The 14,528-nt window shown below is 46.6% G+C and carries 7 protein-coding genes; 3 read left to right on the forward strand and 4 right to left on the reverse strand.

The features are described 5' to 3' along the window. Positions 1-5 precede the first annotated feature (5 nt). Entirely contained in the window at positions 6-3,989 is a 3,984-nt protein-coding gene (locus B5G04_RS15470; RefSeq protein WP_087397977.1) for a hybrid sensor histidine kinase/response regulator transcription factor, read from the reverse strand. 118 nt (positions 3,990-4,107) lie between these two features. Continuing rightward, positions 4,108-7,809, reverse strand: coding sequence for a phosphoribosylformylglycinamidine synthase (purL, locus tag B5G04_RS15475; protein ID WP_087208794.1), 3,702 nt, complete (start codon positions 7,807-7,809; stop codon positions 4,108-4,110). Between the two features lie 247 nt (positions 7,810-8,056). Between purL and B5G04_RS15480 the strand changes: the two genes are divergently transcribed. From B5G04_RS15480 to B5G04_RS15490, 3 genes are all read left to right on the forward strand, one after another. Then, the gene (locus B5G04_RS15480) at positions 8,057-10,357 is read left to right on the forward strand and encodes a bifunctional dihydroorotate dehydrogenase B NAD binding subunit/NADPH-dependent glutamate synthase (protein WP_087208823.1); all 2,301 of its coding nucleotides are present in this window, start codon (positions 8,057-8,059) and stop codon (positions 10,355-10,357) included. A 148-nt stretch (positions 10,358-10,505) separates the two neighbouring features. Continuing rightward, the gene (locus B5G04_RS15485; RefSeq protein ID WP_087208820.1) at positions 10,506-11,978 is read left to right on the forward strand and encodes a Na+/H+ antiporter NhaC family protein; all 1,473 of its coding nucleotides are present in this window, start codon (positions 10,506-10,508) and stop codon (positions 11,976-11,978) included. A gap of 109 nt (positions 11,979-12,087) precedes the next feature. Continuing rightward, positions 12,088-12,363 (forward strand): hypothetical protein, encoded by a 276-nt coding sequence (locus B5G04_RS15490; RefSeq protein ID WP_087397978.1) that lies wholly within the window; start codon positions 12,088-12,090, stop codon positions 12,361-12,363. 471 nt (positions 12,364-12,834) lie between these two features. On the opposite strand, the gene B5G04_RS15500 is transcribed toward B5G04_RS15490, so the two are convergent. After that, positions 12,835-13,887 carry a DUF4468 domain-containing protein gene (locus B5G04_RS15500; RefSeq protein ID WP_087247266.1) on the reverse strand — a complete coding sequence of 351 codons (1,053 nt, stop codon included), beginning with the start codon at positions 13,885-13,887 and terminating at the stop codon, positions 12,835-12,837. A 205-nt stretch (positions 13,888-14,092) separates the two neighbouring features. Continuing rightward, positions 14,093-14,527: a ribose 5-phosphate isomerase B gene (gene rpiB / locus B5G04_RS15505; RefSeq protein ID WP_022040735.1), complete on the reverse strand. Its 435-nt coding sequence runs from the start codon at positions 14,525-14,527 to the stop codon at positions 14,093-14,095. Position 14,528 lies beyond the last annotated feature (1 nt).

Here is a 14,528-nt window from a genome sequence, read left to right on the forward strand (position 1 = left end):
GTTTGTTATTCGTTTTTCTTATATACGCTGGGCGGCACGCCATAAAATTTCTTGAACGTGTCGGCGAAATATTTCGGATCGGCAAAACCCATACGGTCGGAAACTTCTGCTACAGTGTATTGCTGGCTTTTCAGCAGGGTGGCAGCTTCTTGCATACGGATATTGCGGATGAATTCGTTGGGGGCGATGCCCGTTAGTGCCTTCATCTTGTTGTAAAAACTGGTGCGGCTCATGTTCATGCTGGCGCACAGGGTGTCTACAGTCAGTTCACCTCCTAGGTTTTCCTTAATGAAAGTAGTGGCACGGCGCATGAAGTCTTCGTCCAGTCCTGATGGGAGAGGGATGTCTTCGGCAGGTGGTTCCATGTCTAATGATGCCTGCTTCAGACGCTTACGTATAAACTCACGGTTTTCCAACAGGTTATTGATATTTGCTTTCAGTACCGTCAGGTCGAAGGGCTTTACAATATGCATGTCTGCTTTGGTCTGTAGACCGCGCAGGATATCCTCCTTAGTTCCCAGGGCTGTGAGCAGAATGACTGGTATGTGGCTGGTTTCAATGTCACTTTTCAGGGTTCCACATAGCTCTTCTCCGTTCATTACGGGCATCATTACGTCGGAGATGACCAGGTCGGGCTGAAGGGTGCGTATCTTGCTGAGTGCCTCTTGTCCGTTGCCGGCTTCTTCTGTACGATAGGTGTCAGCCAGGTTTTCTGCAAGGAAAGTGCGCAGGCTGGTGTTGTCTTCTACTATTAAGATAAGAGGAGCATTGGAAGCTGCTTTCCGGACGTTCTTTTTCTGAGGAAGTGCAGGAAGAATTTCTTCTCGTTCTTCCATTGTGGCGAAGGCTTCGCCTGGGATTTCATCGGTGCGATACTGATAATGTTCGCTCCGGATGGGGAAGCTCAAGACGAAGGTGGTGCCTGCGTTTTCAGCACTTGTGAAACTTATTTTTCCTTCGTGATTACGGATGAGCCGGTAGGTGAGCAACATGCCAATACCTGAACCCGTTATCAGTTGGTTGGTAGCATTTCTGCCCCGGAACAGGAAACGGAACAGTTTCTTTTGGTCTTCTTTGGGGATGCCGATTCCGGTGTCTTTGATGCAGAGTGTCCAGCGATTCTTGGTATATCCGGATTCTATCTGTATTTCTCCTCCGTGCGGTGTGTACTTCAAGGCGTTGCTGATGAGGTTTCGTAGGATAGAGTCTATTTTATTACGGTCTATCCATACATCCAGTTGGCTGAAAGTGGAGGTATAATGTAGGCTGATGCCTTTTTGTTCGGCGTATGCCTGAAATTGTTTCAGGTAGGTTTGCAGGTAGGTTCCCAGCTCATGTCGTGACACTACGGCTTGTGAACTGTAGTAACTTTCTTTCTGGAAGTTGATGAGATTGTCTGCAAGGTCAGAGAGGTTTTCGGTGCTTTGCAGGGCGAGGTTTAGATTCATTACTCCCTTATCGCTTAAATGTTCGTCTTTCAGGATTTCACCCAAAGGAGCCTTGATGAGGGTGAGCGGTGTACGGATATCGTGAGCGGTATGTACGAAGAAATTGATTTTCTCTTGCGATACTTGTTTCTCGTGGCGTATCATTTTGATGCGTACCAAGAGGTATGTGATGCCGATGATGATAAGGGCATAGCCCAGAAATGCCCAAAAGGTGAGCCATGCCGGACGTCCTATCAGGATACGGATAGAGCGCTCTTCTATCGGTTGGTGATTATCGGTCAGGACGGCTCGTACGTGCAGGGTATAATTGCCTGGCGAGAGGTTGGTGTATTGGATGAGTCCGTCGGGCGAGAGAGGTGACCATTCATCGTAGAATCCTTCCAGTTTCCAGCTGTATGCAATGTCGGATGAATTGTCGAAATTGATGGATGAAACGTTGAGTGAGAAAGTGTTCTGGTTATACCCCAGCTTGATTTGTGTCGTTTGGTCAAGCGGTTGGGAAAGGGGAGAATCTTTCTCTCCCGCGTGTACTGTTCGGTACATGATTTTCAAGTCTGTAAATACCAGATGGCTATAGAAATCGGAAGGTAACTGGATGTTGTCAGGCAAGACGATGGCACCTTCGTTACTTCCGAATATCATTTCCCCATTCCGGCTATGGATAGCTGCATTGGGGTTGAAGCTTGCTGCCAGCAGACCTTGCTCTTTGGTCCAGTTAGTAAATGTACCAGTGGAGAGGTTGAAAAATGCCAGTCCGTTTTCTGTGCCCAGGTAGAGATTTCCTTCACGGTCGTTCGTGATGCTGTAAATATTGTTGCTTCCCAAGCCACTGTTTTCGGTATGGTAGTGCCGGATGATTTTTCCTTGATCATCGGCAACGAACAGTCCGTTTCCGGAGGTTCCGATATAGGTATACCGGCTTTTTGGGTGCAGACAGATGGCATTGATGCAACCCATTTCGATTTCATTGTCAAGCGGACGGATTTCACCACTCTGTTTGTTGAGGACGAATACCCCGTTTATGGTACCTGCCCACATTGTCTGTTTGTCTTTTTGTACCAATGTTGTAATAGGATAGCCTATGTCATACTCGGCAGTGGCGTGCGTGTGAGGATGATGCGATTTCAGGCGGTAGAATCCTCCAGTCCATACAAGGCCTTCTTCATCGCGCAGGATGCATCGGATATATTTGTCCGATCCTTCTTCGGGTGAGAACTTTTGTTGCTGATAAAAGGTCACTCGTCTGGCCTGCTTGTCTATTGCATAGATTCCTGACATGTATCCTCCGGTTAGGATAAGGCCGGGGCGAACTTCACAAAGAGCTGTAAAGATGCGGTTTTCACTTTCTCCGTTGGAGCCTTTGTCGGAAGAAGTGAGATAGTTGGTCCATTGCTTCCGCTGAGTGTCAAAACAGCTTATGCCGTTGCTGGTGGCATACCAGATGTCTCCATCGGCATCTTCCAGAATGTCGTTGATACAATTGTTTGCCAAGGAATTGGCATTGTTGGGCGAGTGTACAAGCCACTGATAACTGGGATATTGTTCCGAATAGATGGTGATACCAGTAGGGTAGACCACGTTCCAAAGTCGTCTGGCGTGGTCCATGTAAATATCTTTGATGATGTTTCCATTCATCTTATTGGGGGTGCGTGGGTCTTCTTGCAGGAATGGTTCCAGGTGCAGGCGGTTCATGTCCAGGCGGTAAACGCCTTTCCCATCGGTAGCGATATAAAGTGTATCAGGGTACGTACGGTCTGGGATGATATTGTTAATGCCAATGTCTTTCATCGAATTGCCCAGTGCCGTTAGCTTTTCTTGCAGCGGATTATATACATACACCTTATCCAGCAGGCTATTGATGACAAGCTGGTGTGTAGGTTGGTGGTAATAGATATAGTCTATCAGCTGGAGGGCAGGCAGATGGATGGGATATATCTCTCGAATCTGGAAATCCTCGAACCGGATTTTGTATAATTGTAGTTCGGATGCCAGATAATATTCGGTTGCATTTGCCTGTGCAATGCCGATGATTTTGCCTTTTGCCTGTTGGGGTAACTGGTAGTGTTTACCCGAGTGGATGTCGTAAATGACAAAATGCTGGTTCACGCACATCCATATCCGGTCCGAACGGTCCATATAAAGTGCCGATATAGGGTGCTTCTTCAATTCCGGATAAGCAAGATGCAGGTCGAAAGTGAGCTGGAAAGAATCTTTCAGTTCGTTGTAGCGAAAAAGGTGTCCATCTTTTCCTATTTCCCATATTGTCTGTTTGCTGTCGGTGCGTAGGAGGTTAAGGTTGGGATAGAAGTCTTGGGCTTTTCCTTGATGGAACAGGTCGTAATGTGTGAACCGTTTCCCGTCGTAACGGTCTGCCCCTTTGTGGGTAAGTATCCAGATATAATATTGTTTTCCTTGTTCGATAGAAAGTACCCTTCTGCTGCTGAGTCCGTTATCCATGCCGATGTATTTGAATATTTGGGCGTTTATAGGGAATAATGATACCAATATCATTCCTATTAGAATAAAGAACTTGTTCAGCATAACGGAAAGGTTTATGAGTTTTGTTTTTAACGCGGATTAACGCAGATTTTCGCAGATATTCATTCGATAATCTGCGTTAATCCGCGTTAATCTGTGTTTCCTTATATATTAAAGGTATTTACTTATGTACTTCTACCCACTTACGCGCATTGACGAAGGCTTCCATCCACGGTGTGATTTGGTCTTCGTGAATGCGGTCGGCAGGATAGTAGGCATTGTTCCAGGGGAAGCAGGCACGTTCCAAGTGCGGCATCATCGCCAGATGGCGTCCGTCCTGACTGGCGATACCTGCTACGCTATAGTCTGAACCGTTCGGATTGCCCGGATATTCATCGTATGAATATTTCAATACCACGTTGTAATGGTCTTCAGGATAAGGCAACGAGAATTTTCCTTCTCCATGGGCTACCCAGATGCCTAATTTTGAGCCGCTCAACGAGCCGAACATCACGCTTCGGTTCATCGGTACGGTTACGCCCAAGAATGCCGATTCGAACTTGTGCGAGTCGTTGTGCAACATCTTGCCCTGTTTCTTGTCTTCAGGAGTAATCAGCCCTAATTCCATCATCAGCTGGCATCCGTTGCATACGCCTAACGAAAGGGTATCCTTGCGTGCATAGAAGTTATCAAGTGCCGCCTTGGCTTTCGGGTTGAAGAGGAAGGTTCCAGCCCATCCTTTTGCCGAGCCTAATACGTCGGAATTGGAGAACCCTCCGCAGAACACGATGAAATGGATGTCTTCCAGTGTTTCGCGTCCGCTTACAAGGTCGGTCATCGTTACGTCTTTTACATCGAAGCCTGCCAAGTAGAGCATATATGCCATTTCGCGTTCACCGTTGGTTCCTTTTTCACGGATGATTGCCGCCTTGATGCCGCTTGGTGTGCGTCGGTCGGGGTTCAAGCCGAATTGTGACAATTTGCCTGTAAATGACTTGTCGAATACGGTTTCGAGCGGTTGCATCTTGTAGTTCTCGAAACGTTTCTTGGCGCATCCGTTCATGCTCTGCTTGCGGTCGAGAAGGTAAGAAGTAGAGTACCATACGTCGCGCAAATAGTCGATGCCGAACTGGTAAGTAGCTTCGTGAAGCGTGACAAGTATATGGCGTTCGTCGGCAGGTGTACCCAGCTTGACAAAGCCTACACCTGCATCTTCCAGGATTTTCTTGACTTCGTGTTTGTGCTTGTCGGCTATCTGGATGACAACACCCGGATTTTCGGCGAAGAGAATCTTCACGATGTCTTCGTGCTTGAACTTGTTGAGGTTGATTTCCATACCGCCTTCGGTATTGGCGAAGCACATTTCGAGTAAGGTAGTGATAAGACCTCCAGCCGAAATGTCGTGTCCTGCCAAAATCAATCCTTTGTTCACCAGTTCCTGAATGGCAAGGAATGCATTGCGGAAATAGTCGGGATTTTGTACGGTGGGAACATCATCGCCTATTTTATTCAAGGATTGGGCAAATGCCGAACCTCCCAAGCGGAGCTGGTCGAAGCTGAAATCGATGTGGTAGAAGGTCGATTTCGGATTGTTTACCATTACCGGAGAAACAACTTTCTTGATATCCGATACTTCGCCTCCTGCAGATACAATAACTGTTCCCGGGCTGATAATCTTTTCTCCGTTCGGGTATTTTTGCGTCATCGAAAGCGAGTCTTTTCCTGTAGGCACATTGATTTGCAAGGCACAGCAGAAATCAGACAATGCTTTCACCGCCGTGTAGAGACGTGCGTCTTCACCTTCTTGCGAGCGGCAGGGCCACATCCAGTTAGCCGAAAGCGAGAGGCTGTCCATGCCGTCTGCCAAAGGTGCCCATACGATGTTGGTCAGGGCTTCGGCTACAGACAATACCGAGCCGTATGCCGGATTGGCAAGACCTGCTTGCGGAGCATGTCCCAAAGCAGTCGCAATACCTTTCTCGCCCCGATAGTCGAGTGCCACCACACCGCAATCGCTCAAAGGCAACTGAAGTTCGCCCTGACATTGCTGGCGCGCGATTTTACCGGTAACCGAGCGGTCTACTTTGTTGGTCAGCCAGTCCTTGCAGGCTACGGCTTCCAGTTGGAGCACACGGCGCACGTATTCGTTCAGCTTGGTTACATCGTAGGTCACGTTTTCATAGTGACGTTCTACAGTCTTGTCTACCATATAAGTCTTAGGCGAAGAACCGAACATCTGGTCTACCGCCAGGTCGAACGGGCGTACACCGTCGGCTTGCTCGAAGGCAAAACGATGGTCGCCCGTGGTTTCGCCTACCACATACATCGGGGCACGTTCGCGTTCGGCTATCTTTTTCACATGTTCGATAGATTCTTCTTCAATCAACAGTCCCATACGCTCTTGCGATTCGTTGGCTATGATTTCTTTTGCCGAAAGTGTTTCGTCTCCGATAGGCAGCTTGTCCATGTGAATCAATCCGCCGCAATCCTCAACCAATTCCGACAAGCAGTTTACGTGACCCGCCGAACCGTGGTCATGGATGGAAACAATCGGGTTGGTATCTTCTTCGCAGAGGGCGCGCACTACATTGTATGCGCGTTTCTGCATCTCGGCGTTGGCACGTTGTACGGCATTCAGCTCGATGCCTGATGAATAACGGCCGGTTTCTACCGACGATACCGAACCGCCTCCCAGTCCGATGCGATAGTTGTCACCTCCTAATACTACGATTTCATCTCCTGCTTCGGGCGTTCCTTTCAGGCAATCGCGTTTTGTTCCGTAGCCCACACCTCCGGCAAGCATAATCACCTTGTCGTATGCATATTTCTCATTGTTTTCCTGATGCTCGAAGGTCAATACCGAACCGCAGATGAGAGGTTGCCCGAATTTGTTTCCGAAGTCGGAAGCACCGTTCGAAGCCTTAATCAGGATTTGTTCGGGAGTCTGGTACAACCATTTGCGTACGGGCAGGATACTTTCCCATTCGCGTCCCTCATCGGTACGGGGATAAGAAGTCATATAAACCGCTGTACCTGCAATGGGCCACGAGCCTTTTCCTCCGCCCATACGGTCGCGGATTTCACCTCCGGTACCAGTAGAAGCGCCGTTGAACGGCTCTACCGTTGTGGGGAAGTTATGCGTTTCCGCCTTTAGGGAGATGACGGTCTTTATATCTTTAATGATGAAATAATCGGATGTAGAGTGGTCTTTCGGAGCGAATTGCTCTACTACGGGACCTTCGGCAAAGGCTACATTGTCTTTGTATGCCGAGATAATCTTGTTCGGATTCTCTTTGGTAGTCTTCTTAATCATCTGGAACAAGGATGATTCCATTTCCTTTCCGTCAATGATGAACGTACCGCCGAATATTTTATGGCGGCAATGTTCCGAATTGATTTGGGCGAAACCGAACACCTCTGAGTCGGTCAGCTTGCGTCCCAGGTCTTGTTCTACTTTTTTCAGGTAGTCCATCTCTTCGCGTGAGAGTGCCAGTCCTTCCTGTTCGTTGTAAGCTTCCAGGTCATCAATGTAAATAATGGGCTGGGGTTTGATATTTACGTCAAATATCTGTTGGTTTAGTCCGTGGTACATACGTTGCAGCATCGGGTCGTGTTCCGCGTTTTCGTCCTTTACGGAAAAATATTCTTCGATGCGGCGAATGCCTGTAAGTCCCATGTTCTGGGTAATTTCTACCGCGTTCGTACTCCACGGCGTAATCATTTCCCGGCGTGGACCGATGAACCAGCCTTGTAAATTCTCTTCTTTTTCTACCGTCGCGTTTCCATACAGCCAACTCAGTTTCTTGATGTCGTCTGCATTCATTTCCTTATTGCATTGGGTAGCAATCACACTTTGATTAGGTGTTCTGAAAAATAGAATCATAGCGTCTGTTATGGTTAAAATTGATTGTTCACTAAAATTATTCTGCAAAGTTACACAATTCGTTGGAATATTATCGAATAAAAGATAGATTTATATAGATTAGGAAGGAATATTTGTGATGGATTTTCAGGCTGTTGAGATTGTATATATGAGGTGTGTTGGCAACAATTTTGATTTTTGTTTGGCAGATGAGCTTGAAAAAGTTAACTTTGCCGTGCTGAAAACTAACTTATTACATCAAGACAAAATGAATAAAATTATTTCAAAGGAACATTTTTCAGAAAAGGTGTTCAAATTAGTGGTGGAAGCACCACTTATAGCCAAGTCACGTAAGGCTGGGCATTTTGTCATCGTGCGCGTAGGAGAAAAAGGTGAACGTATGCCGCTTACCATAGCTGAGGCAGATCCGGTAAAGGGCACGATTACATTGGTGGTACAAGAGGTGGGATTATCGTCTACACGCCTGTGCGAGTTAAACGAGGGTGATTACATTACTGACGTGGTAGGACCACTTGGTAAGGCCACGCACATTGAAAACTTCGGTACGGTGGTTTGTGCTGGTGGAGGCGTGGGTGTTGCTCCAATGTTGCCTATTGTGCAGGCGTTGAAAGCTGCCGGAAACCGGGTGATTACTGTGCTTGCCGGACGTAGTAAGGAACTGATTATCCTGGAGAAGGAGATGCGTGAAAGTTCGGATGAGGTAATCATTATGACTGATGACGGTTCGTATGGGAAGAAAGGCTTGGTAACGGCTGGTGTGGAAGAAGTCATTCTGCGTGAGAAAGTGGATAAGTGTTTTGCCATTGGTCCGGCAATCATGATGAAGTTCGTTTGCCTGCTCACCAAAAAATACGATATCCCGACCGATGTGTCGCTCAATACCATTATGGTAGATGGAACAGGTATGTGCGGTGCCTGCCGTATAACTGTAGGAGGAAAGACCAAGTTTGTATGCGTAGACGGGCCGGAGTTCGATGGACATCAAGTGGATTTCGATGAAATGTTGAAGCGTATGGGGGCTTTTCGCGATATCGAACGCGAAGAAATACATAAACTCGATCCGGTAGACCCGCACGTATGTGAAGTTACAAAGTCTCAGGACGACCGTACAGCTCCATGGCGAGAAGCCCTGCGTAAGTCAATGAAACCGAAAGAACGCACCGCTATCCCTCGTGTGAAAATGAATGAGTTGGATCCCGAATACCGTTCGCATAGCCGTAAGGAGGAAGTGAACCTCGGATTGAATGAAGAACAGGCATTGACAGAGGCTAAGCGTTGTTTGGATTGTGCCAATCCTTCGTGTATGGAAGGTTGTCCGGTAGGTATCAATATTCCGGGCTTCATTAAAAATATCGAACGTGGTGAGTTTCTTGAGGCGGCCCGTGTATTGAAAAAGACCAGTGCACTGCCTGCAGTTTGTGGTCGGGTATGTCCACAGGAAAAGCAATGTGAGTCGAAGTGCATTCATCTTAAGATGGGGCACGAAGCCGTTGCTATCGGCTACTTGGAGCGTTTTGCTGCTGATTACGAGCGTGAGAGCGGACAGATTTCTACGCCCGAACTGGCTCCGAAGAATGGCGTTAAAGTAGCTGTTGTAGGCTCGGGACCTGCCGGTTTGTCGTTTGCTGGCGATATGGCTAAGATGGGTTATGATGTGACCGTGTTCGAAGCTTTGCACGAAATTGGTGGTGTATTAAAATATGGTATCCCGGAATTTCGGTTGCCGAATAAAATCGTGGATGTAGAGATAGAGAACCTTTCGAAAATGGGGGTAGAGTTTGTAAAAGACTGCATCATTGGGAAGACGGTTTCTGTAGAAGACTTGCAGGCTGAAGGTTATAAGGGTGTTTTTGTAGCATCTGGAGCCGGACTGCCCAACTTCATGAACATTCCGGGCGAGAATTCAATCAATATTATGTCATCGAATGAATATCTGACCCGCGTCAACCTGATGGATGCGGCAAGTGAGGATTCAGATACCCCTGTTACTTTTGGAAAGCGTGTCATTGTGGTCGGAGGCGGAAATACGGCAATGGATTCCGTGCGTACAGCACGCCGTCTAGGAGCTGAGCGGGCAATTATTGTTTACCGTCGGTCGGAAGCTGAAATGCCTGCCCGTATTGAAGAGGTGAAGCACGCCAAAGAAGAAGGTGTGGAGTTTATGACTCTGCACAATCCGCTTGAATATATTGCCGACGAGCAGGGGCGTGTGAAGCAAGTGGTGCTTCAGAAAATGGAGTTAGGAGAACCCGATGCTTCTGGACGCCGTAGCCCGGTAGCTATACCAGGGGCTACTGTAACGCTCGATATTGATATGGCTATTGTCAGTGTGGGCGTGTCGCCAAATCCGATAGTGCCGAATTCCATTCCAGGACTGGAACTGGGACGTAAAGGTACCATTGCGGTGAACGATGACATGCAGTCTTCCATTCCTGCTATCTATGCCGGAGGTGATATCGTGCGTGGAGGTGCTACGGTGATTCTGGCAATGGGTGACGGACGTCGTGCTGCAGCCGCCATGGACAAGCAGTTGCGTGGTGCTGTCTAATGAGTGGTATAATATATTGGTATTGATTTTAGAACATTAGGAACGCAGGTTTCCGCAGATTGGAAAAGATAAATCATCTGTGTGAATCTGCGTTTTTGTTGATGAATAAATATTGAAAATGAGTAAAGACAATCGTGCATCGACACCGATGCGCCGACTGCCTTCGTGGCAAGTTTCTTTGATACCTTTTGTGGTATTGACCCTGTCTCTGGTAGTGATTATAAAAATATTCGGCCCCGATGCTCTTTCGGGAGGGAGTCAGGTATGTTTGTTATTGGCTTCTGCTGTTACGGCAGCCATTTCGATGTTTGCCTATAAGAATTCGTGGGAAATTTTAGAGTTTTGCATTCTCGACAATATCCGGTCAGTTGGTACAGCTATCCTTATCTTGTTGCTTATCGGTGCGATTGCCGGCACATGGATGGTGAGTGGTATTGTTCCTGCTATGATATGTTATGGAATGCAGGTAATTTATCCGGCAATATTCTTGGCTGCAGCTTGTGCGATATGTGCGCTAGTATCGCTGATGACAGGGAGTTCGTGGACCACGATTGCCACCATTGGAGTGGCATTGATAGGCATCGGTGTGGCTTTGGGATTTGAACCGGGATGGACGGCAGGTGCTATTGTGTCGGGGGCTTATTTCGGCGATAAGGTCTCTCCGTTATCTGACACGACGGTGTTGGCTTCTTCCTCTTCGGGCACTCCTTTGTTCACTCATATTCGCTATATGATGATTACTACTATCCCTTCGCTGACGATAGCGATGGTGATTTTTCTTGTGGCGAGTCTGATGCACAAGCAGGTTGGAGCGTCACAGACTGCCGAGTTTGCTGGGGCATTGAAATCTGTTTTTAACATTACACCCTGGTTGCTGATTGTTCCGGCACTTACTGGTGTGCTTATTGTTAAGAAAGTACCTGCTGTCTTGACGCTTTTTTGTGCTGCGGTGATGGCTGCCGTAACGGGACTTGTCGCTCAGCCTCAAGCGGTATGGGCAGTAGCGAACCCCGGACTGCCTTTTACTGATTTTTCAGGTTTGTCTTTTTGGGATGCATGTAAGGGCATTACTGTTACATTTTATGGCTCGACGGCTATCCAGACCGGTAATGAGGCTATTGATGCCTTGATTTCTACACGAGGTATGACGGGGATGCTTAATACGATATTCTTGATTGTCTGTTCGGTTACTTTCGGTGGAGTACTTGCGGGAAGTGGTATGCTGAAAAGTCTGACCGAACTGTTTGCCCGTCTTGCCCATAGGGCCTTTACGTTGGTAGGAGCTACGGTTGGAACCGGATTGGTATGTAATATCGTTACGGGCGACCAGTATATTTCCATCTTGCTGACTAGCAGCCTCTATAAGAAACTTTATGAGCGAAAAGGGTATGAAAACCGTTTGCTTAGCCGGTCGGTGGAAGACTCGGCTACTGTCACATCGGTGCTTATTCCATGGAATTCTTGTGGTATGACGCAGGCGACAGTACTTAAAGTACCTACGCTGGAGTATCTTCCATATAGCTTTTTTAATATCCTTTCTCCGTTTATGTCTGTTCTGGTTGCTGCAGTAGGGTATAGAATATTCCGGAGTAAGAAGGCGAAGGCAGAAGAGGTTGATTGAAAGGGAGTACGTTTCAGTGCCTCTTTTTGTCGGTTGGGAAAGATTTCTGAAGTCAGTCTTGTGTGAATGCTTTTACTTTGCATGCGTTAATCAATAAAATACAGATGATATGAAATTTTGGTTCGACACACTCCGGAGCCGGCTGCTGCTGACGTTCATCACTTATGTGCTCTACATGTTGCTTTACTTCCTGACTGACGAGGTAATGCGTGATTTCTATCTGGAGAAGCACCCGGTCTGGGATTACGCGGTGGATATTTTGACTACTTTGGTCTGCGTGTTCTTTTTCGTACAGCTTTCCATCTGTTACAGCAAGGTGATTTACAGGCGGTTCATGTCGTTGGCACACCCTTATCGCAGTCTGATTGTATTCTTCGTCAGATAGCCGTTATCTTCCTCATTACACAAACGGAAATGCCTCAAAAACTTATCCCAAATCATCGCACGATAAATTCAAAACAGTTTCTGAATTGCCTGATGAAATTTTGTAAGCATTCGAACCAATGCTTACTGACTACTGCCTTTCCGGATAGAATCATAACAAGACGCAGCCGGTTGCAGAAGCCCGCGGATATAGTTGCAGTGGCAAGCGCATATAGGTCCATCCGCTGCAAGATTATTAATTTTATACCAGACGAAGTTATCTGTGTGTAGACAAGAAGATACAGTACTCCGGCGTTTGATAGGTCTATACAATCTATAGTCACCTGTTTGTCTATGTTGTTACGGTAGTAAAAAGCTATAAACAAGTTTTTTCGGATGGCAGTAAGATGGGCAGCAAGCAATAAAAAAGAGGATAGGATGTTACTCTTTGCGAGTGTACATCCTATCCTCTTTTGGAAATTTAGGGAGTTTGTTATCTCATTTCAATTTGAGTAATTTCACCGATATACATTGTATATTGTTTAGATGCATCGACAGTTTGGTTGAGCGATTTCAATTCATTTGCAGTCATTGGTTGCGCCATCGCTTTTTTGCAAGTAATAATTATCGAAGGCTGTGTGCTTTGGTTGAAGTAGAATGAAACTTTGTAGGTCGTGTTTTGTCCCATCAATGCGTTGGCTGCGATGCGGCTTTGGTCGAATAAAATATAGGCAACATTCTTTCCCAACATTTGTCCCAGTCCACTCCAGCTTTCAGTTTGGATGTCAATGGTTTCTCCGTTTTCAGCAGTCAGAGTGATACGTCCTTGGGTGGCCAGCTCATTCAAGTTGGAAGGAAGCCGGTCTATGCTCACTGTTTTCAGTTCACCTGTAGCAGAAAGAGTGGGCTGTTGTGTAGAGAGAGTGGCAGGTTGTTGTACGTTTGCAGTTGTTTGCGTACCCAGAAGCTTTTGTCCTAAAGCATCGGTTACCTGCTGGAAGAGTTGGTCTTTCAGGTCGATGGTTTCTCTTCTGAACTTTCCACATATCGGAGCCAGTTTCGTTTGTTTCTTGTTTAAAGCCATATCGTCTGTAATCCATTCTTCTGCAGTATATTTTTCACCTCCATCACGGGCTTCGTCATACCAATAGCGGATACGTGTCATTTCAAGGTCGCAAATACCTTCTTTGGCATAAATCAGAAATTGATAGTAAATACGTGTGCGGTCGAGTGACAATGCGGAAGAAGAAAATACAATGTATTCTTCAGCTTGTACGGCGATTTCTCCAGCTTCTTCGTTGGTATAGGCTACAAAACTGTTTAGTTTTCCATCGGGTTTAAACCGGTTCGTAGCCCAGTCTAGAAGTTGATTGTAGATTTCCTGTTTCGAGAGTCCGGGTGCTTTGATTTCTTTGGTGAAAGTCACTTTCCCATCGGTCAGGGTTACGGCTCCTGCCAGGTACTTTGGATTTGAGTTGTCGTTTTTATCCTTAGCAATGCCTGTCAGAGGCAAACATATCAAAAGGATGAGCAGTAGTTTTTTCATAATGATTTATTGATTTGATTCTATTTAGAAGGACAAATATAGGAAGAAAACGAAAAAAAGGCTGAATTTTGCTATAAATAATATGAAAAGAGAAGCTTCTAAATAAAATGGGCTTCTAAATAAAATGCGGATTAACGCAGATTGGGCAGTTAGTTATTCTATGCTGCGAAAGCCTGCGTTAATCCGCATTTTTAAAAGGTACCGGTTAGTGGACCGGCATTTTATCGATGCGTTTTTGGTGACGTCCTCCTTCAAAAGCTGTGTTGAAGAATTCGGTCATAATTTTGTCCGCCATCTCGTTGTCAATGAAACGTCCAGGCATTACCAAAACGTTGGCATCATTATGCTGGCGTGCCAAGTGGGAAATCTCCGGAATCCAGCAAAGTGCGGCACGTATGCCCTGATGTTTGTTCAGAGTCATGCTGATGCCTTCTCCGCTGCCACAGATTGCAATACCCGGATAACATTCGCCCGCTTCTACGGCAAGTGCCAACGGGTGTGCAAAGTCTGCGTAGTCGCAACTGTCGGCAGTATATGTGCCGAAGTCTTTATATTCCCAACCTTTTGCTTCGAGCCATTGCTTTACATATTGTTTCAATGCAAAGCCGGCATGGTCGGAAGCCAATCCTATCAGTTTCATA

Origin of the sequence: Bacteroides sp. An51A, assembly GCF_002161565.1 — a bacterium.
GTDB lineage: Bacteria > Bacteroidota > Bacteroidia > Bacteroidales > Bacteroidaceae > Phocaeicola > Phocaeicola intestinalis.